Source organism: Pseudomonas sp. 8Z (assembly GCF_902506535.1).
Taxonomy (GTDB): domain Bacteria; phylum Pseudomonadota; class Gammaproteobacteria; order Pseudomonadales; family Pseudomonadaceae; genus Aquipseudomonas.
On record NZ_LR733827.1, the window covers coordinates 668,836 to 688,009 of the forward strand.

General features: G+C 62.6%; 15 protein-coding genes. 4 read left to right on the forward strand and 11 right to left on the reverse strand.

What is annotated here, in order from left to right; genetic code table 11:
- Positions 1-11: 11 nt before the first annotated feature.
- From AERO9A_RS15730 to AERO9A_RS15760, 7 genes are all read right to left on the reverse strand, one after another.
- Complete coding sequence (locus AERO9A_RS15730; RefSeq protein ID WP_159972881.1) at positions 12-761, reverse strand: transporter substrate-binding domain-containing protein; 750 nt, start codon at positions 759-761, stop codon at positions 12-14.
- A 92-nt stretch (positions 762-853) separates the two neighbouring features.
- On the reverse strand, positions 854-2,809 hold the full coding sequence (locus tag AERO9A_RS15735; RefSeq protein ID WP_159972882.1) for an acetoacetate--CoA ligase: 1,956 nt from the start codon (positions 2,807-2,809) through the stop codon (positions 854-856).
- Between the two features lie 216 nt (positions 2,810-3,025).
- A complete protein-coding gene (locus AERO9A_RS15740) occupies positions 3,026-3,928 on the reverse strand; it encodes a hydroxymethylglutaryl-CoA lyase (protein ID WP_159972883.1) in 903 nt (300 codons plus the stop codon).
- Positions 3,929-4,215: 287 nt separating this feature from the next.
- On the reverse strand, positions 4,216-6,147 hold the full coding sequence (locus tag AERO9A_RS15745) for an acetyl/propionyl/methylcrotonyl-CoA carboxylase subunit alpha (protein ID WP_159972884.1): 1,932 nt from the start codon (positions 6,145-6,147) through the stop codon (positions 4,216-4,218).
- A 2-nt stretch (positions 6,148-6,149) separates the two neighbouring features.
- Positions 6,150-6,944, reverse strand: coding sequence for a gamma-carboxygeranoyl-CoA hydratase (locus AERO9A_RS15750; protein ID WP_159972885.1), 795 nt, complete (start codon positions 6,942-6,944; stop codon positions 6,150-6,152).
- Positions 6,945-7,025: 81 nt separating this feature from the next.
- On the reverse strand, positions 7,026-8,633 hold the full coding sequence (locus AERO9A_RS15755; protein ID WP_159972886.1) for a carboxyl transferase domain-containing protein: 1,608 nt from the start codon (positions 8,631-8,633) through the stop codon (positions 7,026-7,028).
- A gap of 74 nt (positions 8,634-8,707) precedes the next feature.
- The gene (locus AERO9A_RS15760) at positions 8,708-9,871 is read right to left on the reverse strand and encodes an isovaleryl-CoA dehydrogenase (protein WP_159972887.1); all 1,164 of its coding nucleotides are present in this window, start codon (positions 9,869-9,871) and stop codon (positions 8,708-8,710) included.
- Between the two features lie 225 nt (positions 9,872-10,096).
- Here AERO9A_RS15760 and AERO9A_RS15765 point away from each other — a divergent pair, with 225 nt between their 5' ends.
- The 3 genes from AERO9A_RS15765 to AERO9A_RS15775 all read left to right on the forward strand — a co-directional run bounded on the left by AERO9A_RS15765 (position 10,097) and on the right by AERO9A_RS15775 (position 13,576).
- The gene (locus tag AERO9A_RS15765) at positions 10,097-10,486 is read left to right on the forward strand and encodes a MerR family DNA-binding transcriptional regulator (RefSeq protein ID WP_159972888.1); all 390 of its coding nucleotides are present in this window, start codon (positions 10,097-10,099) and stop codon (positions 10,484-10,486) included.
- A gap of 180 nt (positions 10,487-10,666) precedes the next feature.
- Complete coding sequence (locus AERO9A_RS15770; protein ID WP_159972889.1) at positions 10,667-12,346, forward strand: AMP-binding protein; 1,680 nt, start codon at positions 10,667-10,669, stop codon at positions 12,344-12,346.
- Between the two features lie 39 nt (positions 12,347-12,385).
- Positions 12,386-13,576, forward strand: a complete 1,191-nt coding sequence (locus AERO9A_RS15775) for an acetyl-CoA C-acyltransferase (protein ID WP_159972890.1) — start codon at positions 12,386-12,388, stop codon at positions 13,574-13,576.
- A 51-nt stretch (positions 13,577-13,627) separates the two neighbouring features.
- On the opposite strand, the gene AERO9A_RS15780 is transcribed toward AERO9A_RS15775, so the two are convergent.
- The 3 genes from AERO9A_RS15780 to AERO9A_RS15790 all read right to left on the reverse strand — a co-directional run bounded on the left by AERO9A_RS15780 (position 13,628) and on the right by AERO9A_RS15790 (position 17,856).
- On the reverse strand, positions 13,628-15,730 hold the full coding sequence (locus AERO9A_RS15780) for a TonB-dependent receptor (protein ID WP_159972891.1): 2,103 nt from the start codon (positions 15,728-15,730) through the stop codon (positions 13,628-13,630).
- 104 nt (positions 15,731-15,834) lie between these two features.
- The gene (locus AERO9A_RS15785) at positions 15,835-16,860 is read right to left on the reverse strand and encodes a lipase secretion chaperone (RefSeq protein ID WP_159972892.1); all 1,026 of its coding nucleotides are present in this window, start codon (positions 16,858-16,860) and stop codon (positions 15,835-15,837) included.
- A gap of 51 nt (positions 16,861-16,911) precedes the next feature.
- Positions 16,912-17,856 (reverse strand): triacylglycerol lipase, encoded by a 945-nt coding sequence (locus AERO9A_RS15790; protein ID WP_159972893.1) that lies wholly within the window; start codon positions 17,854-17,856, stop codon positions 16,912-16,914.
- Between the two features lie 447 nt (positions 17,857-18,303).
- On the opposite strand from AERO9A_RS15790, the gene AERO9A_RS15795 reads away from it, so the two are divergent.
- Complete coding sequence (locus AERO9A_RS15795; RefSeq protein WP_159972894.1) at positions 18,304-18,612, forward strand: class I SAM-dependent methyltransferase; 309 nt, start codon at positions 18,304-18,306, stop codon at positions 18,610-18,612.
- 37 nt (positions 18,613-18,649) lie between these two features.
- Here the strand turns inward: AERO9A_RS15795 and greB are convergent, their stop codons facing one another.
- Positions 18,650-19,147, reverse strand: coding sequence for a transcription elongation factor GreB (gene greB / locus AERO9A_RS15800; RefSeq protein ID WP_159972895.1), 498 nt, complete (start codon positions 19,145-19,147; stop codon positions 18,650-18,652).
- Positions 19,148-19,174 lie beyond the last annotated feature (27 nt).

Here is a 19,174-nt window from a genome sequence, read left to right on the forward strand (position 1 = left end):
TCTAAGTGCGCTCAGTGCTCTTCGAGGTCCGGTAGATAGGCTGCGCGCAGACGCTGGCTGATGCCGTCGGACTCCAGTTGCTCCACGGCGGCCCGCAGTTGTGTGACAAGCTGCGGGTCGCACGTCTTGGAGCAGGCCAGATAGAGGTCGGTACTGGCCAAGGCAGGGCTTCTGCGCAATTTTTGCCGCTGCTGTGAGGATTTGTTCCAGATGTACAGGGCTTCCGGGATTCCGGTGAACCAGGCATCGATACGCCCGCGCTCCAGCAGGATGGCCGGATTCTCCCCCAGTTTGAGCTGGATGATCTGCTCATCGGCGAAGCCTTCACGGCGCAGAATTTCCACTTGCGCGGTACCGAGGCCGACCCCGATGCGGTGATAGCGCTGGCGCGCTTGCGCGAAGTCGGCGATCGGTTCGTCGAGGCTGAAGAACGCACGTTCGAGCACCATGATCGGGGCGATCCAGGTGTAGCGGTCTTCGCGATCCGGTGTGCGTGAAAGCGGGATGATCAGTTGATTCTTGCCGCTGGCAACCTTCACCTGGGCTCTGGGCCAGGGTTCTTCGATGATACGGGCGAGCCTGCCGGTGAGGGCGATGGCGGCGAGTGTCACATCGCCGACCATACCATTGCCGCCTTCATACTCGTACAGCGTTAGCGGAGGGGCGTCTGGCATATGCAGATCAAGAGGCTCGTCGGCAAGCAAGCGGCCTGTGTAGAGCAGGACAACCAGTAGGCAGACAGTAATACGCATTAGGAACATCCTGTCCGAGTTATGGGCCTAGTATAGAGGAACTCCCGTACCAGTTCTGTGCGGCCAGCTCAGTTATCTGCAGTGGATTTGGCCGGCAAAACCTAGACCTGCAGCTCTGGCAGGTCTTGGTATAACTGCAGCGCTTGTGGATTGGCCAGGGCGTCAGTGTTCTTCACCGGGCGGTCATGCACGACGTTGCGCACCGCCAGTTCGACGATCTTGCCGCTGAGGGTGCGGGGAATGTCGGCGACCTGGATGATCTTCGCCGGCACGTGACGCGGCGTGGTATTGGCGCGGATTACCTGGCAGATCGCGCTGCGCAGCTCGTCATCAAGTGTCAGGCCATCGCGTAGGCGCACGAACAACACCACACGTACATCGCCCTGCCAGTCCTGGCCGATGGCGATGGACTCCAGCACCTGCGGCACCTGTTCCACCTGGCGGTAGATTTCCGCAGTGCCGATGCGTACACCGCCGGGGTTGAGCACGGCATCCGAGCGGCCATGGATGACCAGGCCACCGTGCTCGGTCTCCTCGGCATAGTCGCCGTGGGCCCAGACGCCGGGAAAACTGGCGAAATACGCGGCGTGGAATTTCTCACCGCCTGCGTCGTTCCAGAACCCAACCGGCATCGAGGGAAAGTGTCGGGCGCACACCAGCTCGCCCTTGTCATCGGTCACCGCCTGGCCGTGTTCGTTCCACACCTGCACGTCCATGCCCAAGCCCTTGCACTGCAACTCGCCGCGCCACACCGGCAGGGTCGGGTTGCCCAGGGCGAAGCAGGAGACGATATCGGTGCCACCGGAAATCGATGACAGACACAGATCGCTTTTTATATCGCGGTAGACGTAATCGAAGCTCTCATGGGCCAGCGGCGAGCCGGTGCAAAGCAGCGTTTTCAGTTTCGCCAAACGGTGGCTCTGACGGGGTTTGACGCCCGCTTTTTCCAGCGCGGCAATGAACTTGGCGCTGGTGCCGAAGATGGAGATGTCCTCGGTGTCGATCAGATCGATCAGCCGCGTTGGTTCAGGGTGCAAGGGAGAGCCATCGTAGAGCACCAGGGTGGCGCCCAGGGCCAGGCCGGAAACCAGCCAGTTCCACATCATCCAGCCGCAGGTGGTGTAGTAGAACAGGGTGTCATCGGCGCCGAGGTCGGTGTGCAGGCCCAGTTCCTTGACGTGTTGCAACAGGGTGCCGCCCGTACTGTGCACGATGCACTTGGGCACGCCGGTGGTGCCGCTTGAATACAGGATGTACAGCGGCTGCTCGAAGGGTATGGGGGTGAACTGTGGCGCGCCACCGGGTTGGTAGAACTCCTGCCAGAGCGCCACTGATGCCGCTGACGTGTAATCGTCAGGGCTGGCCTCGTCACGTGAGTAGGGCACGATGACCAGGCGCTCCAGGTTGGGCAGTTGCGCGAGGATTTCGTTGAGCTTGCCGGTCAGATCGATGTTCTTGCCTGCATAGCGGTAGCCGGCGGCGGCGATCAGCACCTTGGGTTCGATCTGGCCGAAGCGATCGATCACGCCCTGAGTGCCGAAATCCGGCGAGCAACTCGACCAGATGGCGCCGAGGCTGCTGGCGGCGAGCATGCCGACTACGGTTTGCCAGGTGTTGGGCATGAAGGCCGCGACTCGCTCGCCAACCCCCACACCTGCTTGATGCAGGGCACGTTGCAGGCCGGCAACATGGGCGGCCAGTTGTGCGTAGCTGAGCTGCTCTCGGCTGCCGTCTTCTGCGATGGCGACCAGCGCCGGATGGCCGTCGCGCCGCCGCAGCAGGTGCTCGGCGAAGTTCAGCGTGGCGCCGGGGAACCACTGCGCATCCGGCATCGCCGGGCCTTCACGCAACACGCATGCAGCGGACGTGTGAAAACGAACTTCAAAGAAATCGACGATGGCCTGCCAGAAGTCTGCACGCTGCTCGACGCTCCAGGCGTGCAGGGCAGGGTAGTCGTGCAGTTGCAAACCATGGCGCTGATTGACGAAACGGCGCAAGGCGTCCATTTGGCTGGCGGTGATACGCTCGGGCGAAGGTGCCCACAGAGGGTGCTGCATGGGTCAGTCCTCGTCGTTCTTGTCCCTGAGCTTAAGGTTAGTGCGTTCAGGGTATTTGACCTTTAACCTAGACGACCTCGGCTGCCATTGCGCCGACCTTTTCACGCGCTCGGAGCGCGTTGCAAGGGGTGAACCGATAAAGAGCTTCGACCTGTGGGAGCGGATTCATCCGCGATTTTCGCGGCTAAAGCCGCTCCTACAGGTGCAGGTTGGCGCTCAGTGATTCACCAGCCGAGCACGCGCGACCCGCGAGCCGTTGGCCTTGCCCAGCTTGTCACAGATGCGCTGGCCAGCGGCGATCAGCGTGTCCATGTCCACGCCTGTTTCGATACCCAAGCCCTGCAGCAGGTACAGCACGTCTTCGCTGGCGACGTTGCCGGTGGCGCCTTTGGCATAAGGGCAGCCGCCCAGGCCTGCAACCGAGCTGTCGAATACATGGATGCCTTCGAGCAGGCTGGCGTAGATATTGGCCAGGGCCTGGCCGTAGGTGTCATGGAAGTGCCCGGCCAGCTTGTCACGTGGGATGTCGCGGCTGACTACCTCGAACATTGCACGCGTTTTGCCTGCGCTGCCTGTGCCGATGGTGTCGCCCAGCGATACCTCATAGCAGCCCATGGTGTACAACTCGCGAGCGACGCTGGCGACTTGTTGCGGCGTTACGTCACCCTCGTAAGGACAGCCCAGCACGCAGGACACATAACCGCGCACACGTATGTTCGCCGCCTTGGCTGCCTCCAGCAGCGGTACGAAGCGCTGCAGGCTGTCGGCGATGGAGCAGTTGATGTTCTTCTGTGAGAAGGCTTCGCTGGCGGCGGCGAATACCGCCACTTCCTCCACCTTGGCGTCGAGTGCAGCCTCGAAGCCTTTCAGGTTGGGCGTCAGGGCGGCGTAGGTGACGCCTGGTTGGCGTCCGATGCTGGCGAACACCTCGGCTGAGCCAGCCATTTGCGGCACCCACTTGGGTGAGACGAAACTGCCCACCTCCACATAGCTCAGACCCGCGGCGGTGAGGTCGTCGACTAGACGCACCTTGTCGCTGACGCTGATCGTTTGCTTCTCGTTTTGCAGGCCGTCGCGCGGGCCGACTTCGACCAGACGCACGGATTTGGGCAGGTTCATCGGTTGTCCTCGTAGGTGTTGCAGATGTCGTAAGGTGCGCCGCGCGAAGCGTCTGCGGCAAGACTCAGCTAAAACGGCGGGCTGAAGCGGATCGCCGCCCGGCCCACCCTACGCGACTGTAGAGCGTGGGCATCGCTTTTTATGTTGGTGGATCGATGAAGCGTGATCCACGCTTCGATTCGTAGGGCGGGTGTAACCCGCCAACATCATCTGGCGGGTTGCACCCGCCCTGTGCGGCATTGAGCTGAGTTGGTGGGCTAAAGCCCACCCTACCTTGGGGGGGCGGATCAGGCGTCCTCCAGCTCCACCAGCACTGCACCTTCGCTGACCATTTCCCCTTCATGGCAATACAGCGCTTTGACCGTACCGGCCTCGGGCGCACGGATGCTGTGCTCCATTTTCATGGCTTCCAGCACGACCAGAGCGGTGCTTGCTTCGACTGCCTGGCCAGGCTTGACCAGCACGCGAACGATGCTGCCGTTCATCGGTGCACTGAGGCCTCCTTGCTGGGTATGGCTGGTCTCGGCGGCGGCAATCGGGTCGAAACGGGTGATGGCATGCAGCTCGCCGTGCCATTGCAGGTAGAGGGTTTCGCCACGGCGGGTGGCGCGCAGGCGCTGGCGTGTGCCGTCGATCTCCGTCAGTAGCTCTTCGCCCTGCAAACGGCCCTGGTCGCTTGCGCATACCTTACGGTTTTCGCCCTGGCAGCTCAGGTGCAACTCGATTTCTGCTGCACTGCCGGAGCGCCAACCGCTGCGCGCGGCCCAGGGCGAATGCGGGTCATCGTCGCGCGCTAGTGGCGTTTCGCTCTGTACCCAGGCGTCGGCAGCCAGTTGCCAGAATATCTCCGGCAATTGAGCAGGAGGAGGCAGCAGTTGTTGCTGATGACGAGGGATAAAGCCCGTGTCCAGCTCGCACGCAGCGAACGCTGGGTGGGCGAGAATGCGGCGTAAGAAGGCCAGGTTGGTTTTCACGCCACCGACCAGGGTGTCGTCGAGCATGGCCAACAGGCGTAGGCGCGCCTGTTCGCGGTTCTCGCCCCAGGCGATCAGCTTGCCCAGCATAGGGTCGTAGAAGGGGGAAATGCTGTCGCCCTCGCTCACGCCACTGTCGATGCGCCGCCCCTCGCCGCCAGGTGCTTCGCGGTACAGGGCCAGGGTGCCGGTAGCGGGTAGAAACTCATGATCCGGGTCTTCGGCGTAGAGCCGCACTTCGATGGCATGGCCGTTCAGCGGCACCTGCTCTTGCGTAATCGGCAGTGGCTCGCCACGCGCCACGCGAATCTGCCAGGCCACCAGGTCGAGGCCGGTGATGGCCTCGGTGACCGGGTGCTCGACTTGCAGGCGGGTGTTCATCTCCATAAAGAAGAAGTCGCCGCGCTCGTCGAGCAAAAATTCCACGGTGCCGGCACCGACATAACCGATGGCCTGTGCCGCCTTGACCGCCGCTTCGCCCATGGCGCGGCGCAGCTCGGGGCTCAGGCCTGGCGCTGGTGCTTCTTCGACCACTTTCTGGTGGCGGCGCTGGATCGAGCAGTCGCGCTCGTTGAGGTACAGGCAGTTGCCGTGCTGGTCGGCGAATACCTGAATCTCCACGTGACGCGGCTTGAGCACGTATTTTTCCACCAGCATGCGCGAGTCTCCGAAGGCCGACTGCGCTTCGCGCTGCGCGGATTCCAGTGTCTCGGCGAGCTGCGCCTCGGATTCGGCCACCTTCATGCCTTTGCCACCGCCACCGGCTGCGGCTTTGAGTAGCACCGGGTAGCCGATGCGCGCGGCGGCCTCGCCGAAGGTGTCGAGATCCTGCTTGTCACCGTGGTAGCCGGGCACCAGCGGCACACCGGCGGCCTCCATCAGCGATTTGGCCGCCGACTTGCTGCCCATGGCGTCGATGGCTGAGGCGGGTGGGCCGAGGAAGATCAGCCCGGCGTCTTCACAGGCGCGGGCGAACTGGGCGTTTTCCGAGAGGAAACCGTAGCCAGGGTGGATCGCCTGCGCGCTGCTGGCCATCGCTGCCGCGATGATCTTGTCGATCAGCAGGTAGCTTTCGCCTGGCTTGGCGCCGCCGAGGTTTACCGCGACATCGGCTTCGCGCACATGGCGCGCGTCTGCGTCGATGGCACTGTGTACGGCCACGCTACGAATGCCCATGGCCTTGGCTGTACGCATGACGCGGCAGGCGATTTCGCCACGGTTGGCGATCAGCAGGGTATCGATCATGGTCAGTGCTCCTGCCAAGTGGGCTGGCGCTTTTCCAGGAAGGCGCGCAGGCCTTCCTGGCCCTCGGCGCTAACGCGCAGGCGGGCGATGGCGTTCTCGGTGTAGCGGCGCAGGGCCGGGGTTAGCTCGCCGCTGCCGACTTCACGCAGCAGATCCTTGCCAGCGCGCATGGCCTGTGGGCTGTTGTGCAGCAGGTTGGTCACCCAGGCTTCGACCTGGGCGTCGAGCTCGGCGTTTGCATAACACTCGGCGAGCAGGCCCAGTTCGCGGGCACGCTTGCCATCGAAGCGCTCGGCGGTCAGCGCGTAGCGCTTGGCCGCGCGTTCGCCGATGGTTTGCACGACGAAGGGGCTGATCACGGCTGGCGCCAGGCCGATGCGGACTTCGGAGAGTGAAAACAGCGCGTCTTCGGCGCCGATGGCCATGTCGCAGCAACTGGCCAGGCCCACCGCACCACCGAAGGCCGCACCCTGGACAACGGCCAGCGTGGGGATCTTCAGGCCATGCAGGTTGTACATCAGCTCGGCCAGCTCGCGGGCATCGCTCAGGTTGGCGTTGTAATCGAGAGTCGCGGCGTGCTGCATCCAGGCCAGGTCGGCACCGGCGGAAAAGTGCTTGCCACGGCCACGCAGCAGGAGAAAACGCAGGCTCTTGTCTTCACCCACGGTGTCGAGGGCGAGGATCAGTTCGCGGATCATCTCGGCGTTGAAGGCGTTGTTCTTTTCCGGGCGATTCAGCCACAGGGTGGCGAAGCCGCGCGGGTCTTTCTCAAGCTGTACGGTGTTGAAGTCGGTCATCTGAACTCCTGCGTAGGGCGGGTGCAACCCGCCGGAAAATGGCGGGTTGCACCCGCCCTACGGTTAATGGGGAGTGTCGGGTTACATCCTGAACACGCCAAAGTGGGTCGGCTCGATGGGCGCATTGAGGCTGGCCGACAGGGCCAGGGCCAACACCTCACGGGTCTGCGCCGGGTCGATCACGCCGTCGTCCCACAGGCGGGCGCTGGAGTAGAAAGCGTGTGCCTGCCGTTCATACTGCTCGACGATGGGTTGCGTCAGGTGTTGCTCGTCTTCTGCACTGAATGGCTGACCGGCGCGTTGCGCTTGTTCACGCTTGACCTGTACCAGCACGCCAGCGGCTTGCTGCGCGCCCATCACGCCGATGCGCGCGTTGGGCCACATCCACAGAAAGCGCGGATCAAAGGCGCGGCCGCACATGCCGTAGTTACCGGCGCCAAAGCTGCCGCCGATGATCACGGTGAATTTTGGCACCTGGGCGCAGGCCACGGCGGTGACCAGCTTGGCGCCATGCTTGGCGATGCCGCCTTCCTCGTATTTCTTGCCCACCATAAAGCCGGTGATGTTCTGCAAAAAAAGCAGCGGAATGCCGCGCTGGCAGGCCAGTTCGACGAAGTGCGCGCCTTTCTGCGCCGATTCGGCGAAGAGGATGCCGTTGTTGGCCAGAATCGCCACCGGGTAGCCGTTGATACGGGCGAAGCCGCACACCAGGGTGGTGCCGAACAGGGCCTTGAATTCATCCAGTTGCGAGTCGTCGACGATCCGCGCGATCACCTCGCGCACGTCGAAGGGCTGTTTGGCGTCTGCCGGGATCACCCCGTACAGCTCCTCGGTGGCATAGCGCGGGGCGATGGGCGCGCGGCTGTCGAGCTGGCCGAGCTTGCGCCAGTTCAAATTGCTGATGCAGCGCCGGGCCAGGGCCAGGGCGTGTTCGTCATCTTCGGCGTAGTGGTCGGCCACACCGCTGGTTTTGCAGTGCACGTCGGCGCCGCCGAGTTCTTCGGCGCTGACTACTTCGCCGGTGGCGGCCTTCACCAGCGGCGGGCCGGCCAGGAAGATGGTGGCCTGCTCGCGCACCATGATGGTTTCGTCGCTCATCGCTGGCATATAGGCGCCACCGGCGGTGCAGGAGCCCATGACCACGGCGATCTGCGCGATGCCCATAGCGCTCATGTTGGCCTGGTTGAAGAAGATCCGCCCGAAGTGTTCGCGATCCGGGAACACCTCGTCCTGGCGCGGCAGGTTGGCGCCGCCGGAGTCCACCAGGTAGATGCACGGCAGACGGTTTTCACGGGCGATGGTCTGGGCGCGCAGGTGTTTTTTCACCGTCAGCGGGTAATAGCTGCCACCTTTAACCGTGGCGTCGTTGGCCACGATCATGCATTCCACGCCTTCGACCCGACCGATACCGGCGATCACGCCGGCGGCGGGCACGTCTTCGCCGTACATCTGGTAGGCGGCGAGCGGGCTGATTTCGAGAAAGGGCGAGCCTGCATCGAGCAGGCGATTGATCCGTTCGCGTGGCAGCAACTTGCCACGCGCGCTATGGCGTTCCTGCGCCTTGGCGCCGCCGCCTTGATGAATGCGGGCGAGCAGGGCGCGCAATTCATCCACCTGGGCAAGCATGGCCGTCTGATTGCTGGCGAACTCTGGCGAGCGGGTGTTGATTTGGCTGTGCAGGATGGCCATTGGTGGCGCTCCATGTCGTAGCCCGGATGCAATCCGGGGCAGGGTTTCCCGGATTGCATCCGGGCTACACAGGCTTACTGAGTCTCGTTGAACAGCTCGCGACCGATCAGCATGCGGCGGATCTCGCTGGTGCCCGCGCCGATTTCGTAGAGCTTGGCATCACGCAGCAGGCGCCCGGCCGGGTAGTCGTTGGTGTAGCCGTTGCCGCCGAGTAACTGGATGGTGTCGAGGGCCATTTTGGTGGCCATCTCGGCGGTGTAGAGAATCACTGCGGCGGCGTCCTTGCGCGATTCCTCGCCGCGGTCGCAGGCGCGGGCGACGTTGTACAGGTAGGACTTGGAGGCGTTCATGCCCGCGTACATATCGGCGAGCTTGCCTTGCACCAGTTGGAATTCGCCGATCGATTGCTTGAACTGCTGGCGCTCATGCACGTAGGGCAGTACCACGTCCATGCAGGCGCTCATGATCCCGGTGGGGCCGCCCGAAAGTACGGTGCGCTCAAAGTCCAGGCCACTCATCAGTACGCGCGCACCGCCGCCTTCGCGGCCTAAGATGTTTTCTTCCGGCACCTCGCAGTCTTCGAACAGCAGCTCGCAGGTGTTGGAGCCGCGCATGCCCAGCTTGTCCAGCTTCTGGTGGCGGGAGAAACCCTTGAAGTCGCGCTCGACGATAAAGGCGGTCATGCCGCGCGAACCGGCGTCGATATCGGTCTTGGCGTAAATCACGTAGGTGTGGGCGTCCGGGCCGTTGGTAATCCACATCTTGTTGCCGTTGAGCAGGTAACGGTCGCCGCGCTTTTGCGCACGCAGCTTCATCGACACCACGTCGGAACCGGCGTTGGGTTCGCTCATGGCCAGGGCGCCGATATGCTCGCCGGAGCACAGCTTGGGCAGGTACTTATGCTTCTGCGCTTCGCTGCCGTTCTTGTGGATCTGGTTGACGCACAGGTTCGAATGCGCGCCGTAAGACAGGCCCACCGACGCCGAAGCGCGGCTGATTTCCTCCATGGCCAGCACGTGCGCCAGGTAGCCCATGTCGGTGCCGCCGTATTCTTCCTTGACCGTCATGCCGAGCAGGCCCATGTCGCCGAACTTGCGCCACATGTCCATGGGGAACTCGTTGTCACGGTCGATCTGCGCGGCGCGCGGCGCGAGTTCGGCCTGGGCGAACTGGTGCACCGCATCGCGCAGCATGTCGAGGGTTTCACCAAGGCCGAAGTTGAGGGTGGGGTAGTTCATGTGGGCACCTTGATTGTATTTGTTCGATAGGAAAAAGCGCCGGTATTGACGTTAACGTAAAGGTGAGTTCTGATGCTGTCAACTTCACGATGGATAGCGTAGTCGCGGCAGATGTACCGGAGGTGCTAGGTGGCAGTTGCGTTGACGTCAACGGAAGGCATTGCTAGCGTGCTGGCTATCTGGCCTCACTCTCGGTGGTGCCGTTCATTTGAGGAGTCACTCGGCATGGTCGCCCAGACTTATAGTATTTCCGAACTGGCGCGTGAGCTGGATATCACCACGCGCACGATCCGTTTTTACGAAGAGCAGGGCATGCTGGCGCCAACCCGAAGGGGTCAGGAACGTATCTACACGGCCAAGGATCGTGTCGTGCTGAAGCTGATTCTGCGCGGCAAACGCATTGGCTTCTCGCTGGCTGAGTGCAAAAGCCTGATCGAGCTGTACGACCCGCAGGACAACAACCGCAATCAGCTCAATATCATGCTGGGAAAAATTGCCGAGCGGCGTTTGCAACTTGAGCAGCAGTTACTCGATATCCAGCAGATGCAACTGGAGCTGGACACCGCCGAAGAGCGCTGCCGGGCAGCGCTGTTGGAGATACCTGAAGCCCACTGAACGGGCCTTTTGCTCTGCGCACAGCGCCATTGCTCGTCGGTGTGCGTGAACCTCGAAAGCGTTTTGTTGTTGCCGTGACCTGGCTGGTCATTAGGTGACCATTGGTTGTTCCGTTTCCGTAAACGGTATGCTTAATTGCGCTCTGGCTGTCCCCTGACAAGCATAAAAAGAGAGGGAACCATGACTTCACTGAGTTATAGCCGTGGCCCGCAGGACAACGCCTTGCTGGCGATGACCATAGGTGCGGCATTCGACCAGAGCGTGGCGCGTTTTGCCGAGCGTGAAGCGCTAGTGGTGCGCCATCAGCAAGTTCGTTTGACCTGGGCGCAATTGGCTGAGCAGGTCGAGGTCTGCGCCCGCGCGCTGCTCGCCATTGGCATGCAACCGGGAGAGCGCCTGGGCATCTGGGCACCGAACTGCGCCGAGTGGTGCATTACCCAGTTCGCCAGCGCCAAGGTTGGCGTCATTCTGGTCAACATCAACCCCGCTTACCGCCTCAGCGAGTTGGAATACGCCCTCAAGCATTCGGGTTGTCGCTGGCTGATCTGCGCCGATACGTTCAAGACCAGCGACTATCACGCCATGCTCGGTGAGTTGTTGCCGGAGCTGCCTGCGTGCGCTGTCGGGGCGTTGCAGTCCCGTGTATTGCCTGAGTTGCGCGGGGTGATCAGCCTGGGGCGTACGCCGCCGGTCGGCATGCTTGGTTGGTCTGAGTTGCTCGCTAAAGCCGAGCAGGTCAGTGCGCAGCGTGTACAGGCGTGCAGCGCGCTGTTGCAGTTCGATGAGCCGATCAACATTCAGTACACCTCGGGCACGACAGGCTTTCCCAAGGGGGCGACGCTCAGCCACTACAACATTCTCAACAATGGCTTCATGGTCTGCGAAAGCCTGGGTCTGAGTGAGGATGATCGCCTGGTGATTCCGGTGCCGTTGTATCACTGCTTCGGCATGGTGATGGGCAATCTGGGCTGTCTGACCCACGGCAGTACCATGATCTATCCTGGCGATGCGTTCGATCCCCTCGCCACCTTGCAAGCGGTGGCCGAGGAGCGGGCCACGGCACTGTACGGTGTGCCGACCATGTTCATCGCCATGCTCGATCATCCCCGGCGCAGTGAGTTCGATCTGTCCAGCCTGCGCACCGGGATCATGGCCGGGTCGACCTGCCCGGTCGAGGTGATGAAGCGTGTGATCAACGAGATGCACATGGCCGAGGTGCAGATCGCCTATGGCATGACCGAGACCAGCCCGGTGTCCACGCAGACTGCAGCAGATGACGATTTGCAGCGGCGGGTCAGCAGCGTCGGTCGCACTCAGCCACACTTGGAGAGCAAGGTTGTCGATGAGCACGGGCGCATCGTCGCACGCGGCCAGATCGGCGAATTGTGCACGCGCGGTTACAGCGTGATGCTGGGTTACTGGAACAATCCCGAGGCCACCGCGCAGGCAATCGACGCCGGGCGCTGGATGCACACCGGTGACTTGGCTGTAATGGATGAGGCGGGTTACCTGAGCATTGTTGGGCGCAACAAGGACATGATCATTCGCGGTGGCGAGAACGTATACCCGCGCGAGATCGAAGAGTTTCTCTTCGAGCATCCGGCGGTCGCTGACGTGCAGGTGGTCGGCATACCGGATGAGCATTACGGCGAGGCGGTTGTCGCCTGGGTCAAGTGCCATCCGCAGCAGGTACTCGATGACGCGCAACTGCGGGCGTTTTGTCAGGGACGGATTGCGCACTTTAAGGTGCCGAAACACTTCATGTTCGTCGATGCCTTCCCGATGACGGTGACCGGCAAGGTGCAGAAGTTTCGGATACGTGAGATCAGCGTCGAGCAGCTCGCCCTGGCGAAAGGCTAAGGCCGGGCGCGCAGGGCCAGATGAGTGAGGGTGAGGCCGATGAATCTGCAACATGATCCTGTCGTCATTGTCAGTGCTGCCCGTACGCCGATGGGCGGCTTTCTGGGCGATCTGTCCGGGCTTACAGCCGTCGCGTTGGGCGCCACTGCGATTCGAGCGGCGCTGGAGCGCGCCGGGCTTGCTGGTGAAACCGTCGATACGCTGCTGATGGGTTGCGTATTGCAGGCAGGGCAGGGCCAGGCGCCGGCACGTCAGGCGGCGCTGGCGGCGGGTTTGAGTCAGGCCGTGCAGTGCACCACGCTGAACAAAATGTGCGGTTCTGGCATGCAAGCGTTGATGCTTGGTCATGACCAATTGCTTGCCGGTAGCGCCGATGTGCTGGTGGCCGGTGGCATGGAGAGCATGTCCAATGCGCCGTACCTGCTGGCGCGTGCTCGCGGCGGTTACCGCATGGGCCACGGTCAGGTGCTCGATCATATGTTCCTCGATGGCCTGGAGGATGCTTATGAGCGTGGTCGGCTGATGGGAACCTTCGCCGAGGACTGCGCGCAGCATTACCGTTTCAGCCGTGAGCAGCAGGACGCCTATGCGTTGGAGTCGCTGCGCCGTGCTCAGCAAGCGATTGCCGACGGCAGCTTCGCCAGCGAGATTGTCGCCGTCGAGGCCGTGCAAGGGCGCGAGCGGCATCTGGTCAGCACCGACGAGCAGCCGCCCAAAGCTCGCCCGGAGAAGATTGCCACGCTGAAACCGGCGTTTCGTGATGGCGGCACGGTGACTGCGGCCAATGCCAGCTCCATCTCCGACGGCGCCGCCGCGCTGCTGATGATGCGCCTGTCGCAGGCTCAGCAACGGGGGTTGGTGCCACAGGCGCGGATTGTCGGCCACGCAGGGCATGCTCATGCGCCGAATCTATTTACCACCGCGCCGGTGACGGCGATTCGGCGTTTGCTGGCGCGGATTCAATGGCCGTTGGAGTCGGTCGATCTGTTCGAGATCAACGAGGCGTTCGCGGTGGTGCCGATGGTGGCGATGCGTGAGCTGGCGATCGCGCATGAGCAACTGAACGTAAACGGCGGCGCCTGCGCCCTTGGCCATCCCATCGGGGCTTCGGGCGCACGCATTGTGGTCACTCTGCTTGCGGCTTTGCAGCAGCGGGGCCTCAAGCGCGGGGTGGCCTCTGTCTGCATCGGCGGCGGTGAGGCCAGCGCACTGGCTATCGAGTTGTACTGAGCGGCGCAGCCTGGAGCAGGGCGCAAATCGGGGGCTGCGGGCTGGCCAGCTTCAGTCGAACTGATACTGCACGCCCGCGCCGACGTACCAGGCGCGCTCCGGGCCGGGCTCGTAGTAGCGGCCGCCGGGGCCAGGGGCTCCATTGTCGTTACCGACAATGACCGAGCCGATGTACTCGCGATCCAGCAGGTTGTCGAGGCGCAGTACCTGGTTGAAGGTCAGCGCCCCGACTTGCTGCTCGAAGCGCGCCTGCCAGTTGAATAGCGCATAGCTAGGGGCGGCCTTGGCGCTATTGCTGTCTTCGACGTACAGCTTGCTGCGGTACATGCCCTCCAGCGCAGTGCTGAACCACTCCAGTGGCTGCCAGGCCAGTTCGCCATATAGGCTGCGGCTGGGAATCCCCGGCAGCTTGTTGCCCTGTTCGATTTGCCGACCATTACTGGTGAAGGCCTGGCTGTAGGCAGCATCGATATGGGTGTAGGCGAGGTGGGCGCGCAGCGTATCGCTCAGGTTGCTTTGCAGGGCTAGTTCGAGGCCGCGGCGGCGGGTCTGGGCGGCATTCTGAAAGCGCGAACGGCCACCGCTGGCGGACTCGACCACCAATTCGTCGTCGGTGTCGATCTGGAACAGTGCCAGTTGCAGGCTAGTGGTTTCGGCCAGGCGGGCCTTGAGCCCCACTTCGATTTGCTCGCTGGTCGCAGGCTTGAGGTCGAAACCGAAGCTATTGCCTGGGCCCGAGTAGGACAGCTCGTTCAGTGTTGGCGTCTCCAGACCCTTGCCCCAACTGGCGTAGAGGCTCAGCGCCGCGCTTAGGGCGTAGCTGACGCCCAGCGTTGGGGTGAGCTCGCGGTAAGTGACCGAGCCGCTGTCGTCGCCATTGCCGAGAAAATGGTCGTCCACGTCGAAGGCTACTTCGCTGTGGCGCAGGCCCGCCTGCAGGCCGAGTTTGCCCGACTGCCAGGCAGCCTGGAGGTAGGGCGATAGGCTGGTGACTGCGTTGCGCTCGTCACGGCGCAGGTTACCTGTGACGCCGAGGTTGCTGCTGACAAAGTTTTCATAGCCCTGGCGGTCATCGCTGGCGTAGTCGTAATCCACGCCGACGGTCAGCGTCAGCAAGCTGCTACCCAGTTCGAAGGGCTGGATCCAGCGATTGCCGAGGCCGTGAAAGCTGCGCTCGAAATTGATGACCCCGCCGGCGCTGGATGGGTTGCCTTGCGCCGCAGGCGGAATCGAGAGGAACTGAATCACTCGCCTTGTGCCGCTGTAGAGCGTGCTCTGCCAGGTGCCGGTGGCGAAGCTGCGCTCAAAGTGGAGGGCGAACTGGCGGTGATCGACGGTCTTGCGTGTGTTGAACAGCAGCGCGTTGGGCGCGGCGGCTCGGCGGTCGGCTTGCACCTGAGTCCAGGTCAGCCCCTGCGGGTCTTGGGTGTCGTTCTGATCCAGTTCGCTGAAACTCAGGCTGAGTTTGCTGAAGTCGTCCGGGTGCAGGGTCAGCTTGGCGAAGGTCTTATCGAGGATGGCGCCGCTGTGCGCGCGGTAGCCGTCGGTCTCGAAGTGAGAGCGATTGACGATGAAACCGGCCTTGTCGTTGCCACCTTCGGCTGCGACGCGCGTTCTGCTGGTGCCGTAGGCTGCTTGCGAGGTATCGAGCGAGAACTTGGGTGGGCCTTCGCCATCACGCGAGAACAGTTGGATCACGCCGCCGGAGTTGCTGCCGTAAACGCTGGCGAACGGCCCGCGCAGGACTTCAATACGCTCCAGGGTGTCGAGGTCGAAGGTCGCCACCTGGCCCTGGCCGTCGGGGTTGGACAGCGGCACGCCATCGGCCAGCAGTTTGATACCGCGAATACCGAAGGCTGCGCGGGCACCGAAGCCGCGCGAAGACACCTGCAGATCCTGGGCGTAGTTCTGCCGGTTCTGGACCACCAGGCCTGGCACGCTGCCGAGCGCTTCGGAGAGGTTGACGCCGGGTTTGCCGAGTGTTGCTTGCTCGGCATTGATGCGGTTGACGGAAAAGGGCAGTTGCCAGCCGCTGCTCTCATAGCGGCTGCCGGTGACCACTAATGGGTCGAGCGTAAAGCGGTTGTCTTCGGCAACAGCGTGCAGTGGGAGGCAGAGCGCGGGCAGGTAGAGGCGAAGGCGAGTCGGGCGCATGGTCGGTGCCTGGGCGAGAGAAGGCCCGATGGTGCCGATTGCTTGAGAAGGCGACCAGTGCAGGTCGCGCTGAATGCTCTACCAAATATTGCAGGCCGCCAGCTTCAGCCTTTCTTGCGTGAGGCGGCCAGTTGTTCGGCTGCCTCCAGACGCAAGCGCTCGTGGGCATCGAAGCGTTGCGAGGCCAGAGCGTCGAGGGCAGCCTGGCGGTCGTTGGCGCTGAGCCCGCGATTGTTCTGGATGAGCGCCTTGGCCGCCAGGTAGTCATCCAGACGTTGTTGCCAGCGCTGGCGTTGGTCATCCAGTGCTTCGAGGCGCATGGTGGCTTCGGCGCCGACCAGTTGCTGGCGCATCTGGCGGATCTGCGTCGCACTGGCGCCGTTGGCTTGTAATTGCAGGGTGTGCTGGCGTAGCTCCTGCTGCAGTTGCGGCAGTACGACGTCCTGCAAGTCAGGGGGGAGGTTGGCGCGTAGGCGGTCGATGGCTTGGCCCTTGGCCACATCGCTTAGCTGGGCATTCTGCGCGATGGCGAGGCGTTGCAGAGTGAAGCGGTTGTAGCCTTCTTCCTGAGCAAAGAAGGCTTGGTGCGTTTGGCTGTCGAACAGGCGCGCCCGCAGTGCCTGCACGGCGGCCTCGCGTTGGCGCAGGGCGTCGAGGCTGCTCAGTTGCGGCAGATCGCGCTCCAGCAGCACCAGCTCGCGTTTGTAGTCCAGGTATTGGTCGAGCAGGCGCTGGGCGTGGGCGCGGGCAGGCTCGTGCAACTGGCCATCGATATAGCTGCGCAGGCGTTTGACGCTGGCTCGCAGGCTGTCCTCACCAATGCTGGCCAGGAAGTAGTCGAACAGGCGGCGGATGCCTTCATCGATTAGTAACTGGCCCGTCGCGTCGACGTGCAGACCGCCATCGATTTCAGTGCCCACGAACGAGGCTGGCAATGGCTGGCCATTGCGTTTTTCTGGCGTGCGCTCGGGTTCCGGCTCCGCTGTCGTTTGCACTGCGTGTTGGCCCTGGGCAACGCGCGCATCCGTTTGCACGGCTGTGTGCTCGATAGCGATTGGTGGCTGCAGATAAAGCATCAGCGCCAGGCTGACGGCGAAAAAACCGGGTATGAGCAATAACAGTCTATTCACGTATTGTTCTCGCACATGCCCTGGGCGGATCGAGCCCGCCCAGGGCGATGGTTACAGGCCAGCGTTCTTCAAACGATTGGCGTGTTGGCGATAGACCGTGACCGGATCAGTCTCGAACAGGCTGGTCAGGCCCAGGGTCTGGTTGACCTCGTCGAGGTGGTTCATCCGGTAGTTGTCGCGTATCACCTGGCCCATGTGCGAGCTGCAGCGGCCGACCAGACCGTCATTGGCTTCATTGCCAAATGTCAGCGAAGCGGCGCCGGTCAGCAGGTCGCTAGGGTCGAGCGCATTGGTCAACGGGCTGGTGCCGCTCCATGAGTAGTAGCGCACACCGCCGACGCTATAAGCCCCTTCACCACAGGCGCTGGTGGGGATGCCTTGTGGAAATTTTGCGTTGAAGCGGGCCGCGCCCTGGCTGTTGAGCGACTCCAGCGTGCCAAGGGCATTTTGTGGGGTGGTGCTGGAGCTGCCCGAGAGGAAGTTGATCAGCGTGCCCAGCGCGTTGGTGATGCCTGCCAGGATGGGGGTGGCCACCGGGCCAGTTGGGCCGTCGCTGATACCTTTGAGAAAATCTGCTGCTGCCGAGCCTTTGTGTGGCGCGCCAACGCTGGTCACCGAGGCCACCAGATCCGGGCGCACCGCCGCGACATAGCGGGTGGTCGGGCCGCCGTGGCTGTGGCCGATTAGATTGACCTTGGGCTTACCGCTGATGGCGACGATTTCCTCAACTTGTGCCAACAACTGCTCACCGCGTGCTTCGGAAGTGTCTAGCTGGCTGACTTCGGTGACGAAGACGGTCGCCCCGTCACGGCGCAAGGCCGCTGGAATGCCGTACCAGTAGTCGACGCCGAGGAGCCTGTCGAAACCGAGCATGCCGTGGCCAAGAACGATGGGGTAGCGGGTTTGTGTGTAGCCGGAGCTTGCTGCCTGGGTGGGTTCACTGGCCAGTAGGCCAGCAGCGAGACAGAGGGCGAGCAGGGTCTTGTTTTTATTCATGGGCGCTCTCGTGGTTGAGGCAATCGACGGGGCGTCTTGCAGTGCCGTGCGCGGCACTCAGGTAGTTGGCAGGAAACGTGCCATCACGGCGCGTGGGCAGAGAAAGGCGTCAGAAATGCGGCTTTCGGCGATCATGCGGGTTTAAGTCAATAACGTGCGGCGATCGAATCTGTTACGTGACGAAACGCCGTGTTTCTGTTTGTGCCTACGTGTGTTCTGTCATGGCTGTTCGACACGTGCTATAGGCCTGTTCCAGGCACGTGTTTGACTGCCAACAGTGCCTTGACGCTATGGCTGCGCTTGTCTAGGATGCCGCCCTGCGCCGATTTAAACAGCTACTTGCGGGGCGCCAGAGGGAGTCATAGACACCTGAAATTCCGCTAAAGCGCTGGTTCGGTGTCGCCTCCCACCGCTGCCCAGCGGTAACGACGAGGCGGAGACTCGAAAATGACCTGTCCCCAACCGCTTATTCGCCTGGCGCCCATCACTTCGGGCTTGCCTCTGCGCAATCCGCGTATTCTGCTTGGCGGTAATCATCAGCCCACTTTGCTGCGCTACCTCGAAGGTTGGCCCAAGCGTTGGAGCGGGCCGCGAGCCTTCCGCATCCAGTTCGTACAGAACGGCGAGTCGTTGCGGCGTTTCCCCCGCGACAGTTTCGATCTGGCCGTATTGCAGGCGCCGTCAGCCGAACGTCTTAACGAAACCATCGGTGATTTGGTGCGTGTAGCGCGCCAGGGCTTAATCACGCGGCGTTGACGGTGCACTCGATGTACTGAGGCGCTGCCAGAGCGCCTCAGTCGTATTGAATCTCGACGATGTAGCAGGTTTTCTCGCCAGTTGGGGTGTGCACGCGCACCTCGGCGTCCAACGGCTTGCCCACCAGGGCGCGGGCCAGCGGCGAGTCGATACTGATTAAACCCTGCTTTAGATCCAGCTCGTCAGGGCCGACAATACGATAGCGCGACTGCTCGCCTTCCTCGTCCTCGATGGTGACCCAGGCGCCGAAATACACCTTATTCGGATCAGACGGTTTATCGCTGACGACCTTGAGTTTCTCCAAGCGCTTGGTCAGAAAGCGCACGCGACTGTCGATTTCGCGCAGCATCTTCTTGCCGTAGGTGTATTCGGCGTTTTCCGAGCGATCCCCCTGCGCCGCTGCTTCGCTGACCGATTGCGTGACCTGCGGCCTGCGTACATGCCATAGCTCATGCAGCTCGGCGCGCAGACGCGCCTCGCCCTCGGGGGTAATCAGCGGTGTTGCGGCGGGGCGAGGCGGGCGATAGCGGCTCATAGCGACTCTTGGTGTGAAAGGGGCGCC

Bases quoted from the DNA above. Each gene is read 5' to 3' on its own strand.
- AERO9A_RS15755 (WP_159972886.1), bottom strand. From the start codon at position 8,633: ATGGCCATCCTGCACAGCCAAATCAACACCCGCTCGCCAGAGTTCGCC.
- AERO9A_RS15745 (WP_159972884.1), bottom strand. From the start codon at position 6,147: ATGATCGATACCCTGCTGATCGCCAACCGTGGCGAAATCGCCTGCCGC.
- AERO9A_RS15730 (WP_159972881.1), bottom strand. From the start codon at position 761: ATGTTCCTAATGCGTATTACTGTCTGCCTACTGGTTGTCCTGCTCTAC.
- AERO9A_RS15770 (WP_159972889.1), top strand. From the start codon at position 10,667: ATGACTTCACTGAGTTATAGCCGTGGCCCGCAGGACAACGCCTTGCTG.
- AERO9A_RS15790 (WP_159972893.1), bottom strand. From the start codon at position 17,856: ATGAATAAAAACAAGACCCTGCTCGCCCTCTGTCTCGCTGCTGGCCTA.
- AERO9A_RS15740 (WP_159972883.1), bottom strand. From the start codon at position 3,928: ATGAACCTGCCCAAATCCGTGCGTCTGGTCGAAGTCGGCCCGCGCGAC.
- AERO9A_RS15735 (WP_159972882.1), bottom strand. From the start codon at position 2,809: ATGCAGCACCCTCTGTGGGCACCTTCGCCCGAGCGTATCACCGCCAGC.
- AERO9A_RS15765 (WP_159972888.1), top strand. From the start codon at position 10,097: ATGGTCGCCCAGACTTATAGTATTTCCGAACTGGCGCGTGAGCTGGAT.
- AERO9A_RS15795 (WP_159972894.1), top strand. From the start codon at position 18,304: ATGACCTGTCCCCAACCGCTTATTCGCCTGGCGCCCATCACTTCGGGC.
- AERO9A_RS15760 (WP_159972887.1), bottom strand. From the start codon at position 9,871: ATGAACTACCCCACCCTCAACTTCGGCCTTGGTGAAACCCTCGACATG.
- AERO9A_RS15750 (WP_159972885.1), bottom strand. From the start codon at position 6,944: ATGACCGACTTCAACACCGTACAGCTTGAGAAAGACCCGCGCGGCTTC.
- AERO9A_RS15780 (WP_159972891.1), bottom strand. From the start codon at position 15,730: ATGCGCCCGACTCGCCTTCGCCTCTACCTGCCCGCGCTCTGCCTCCCA.
- AERO9A_RS15775 (WP_159972890.1), top strand. From the start codon at position 12,386: ATGAATCTGCAACATGATCCTGTCGTCATTGTCAGTGCTGCCCGTACG.
- greB (WP_159972895.1), bottom strand. From the start codon at position 19,147: ATGAGCCGCTATCGCCCGCCTCGCCCCGCCGCAACACCGCTGATTACC.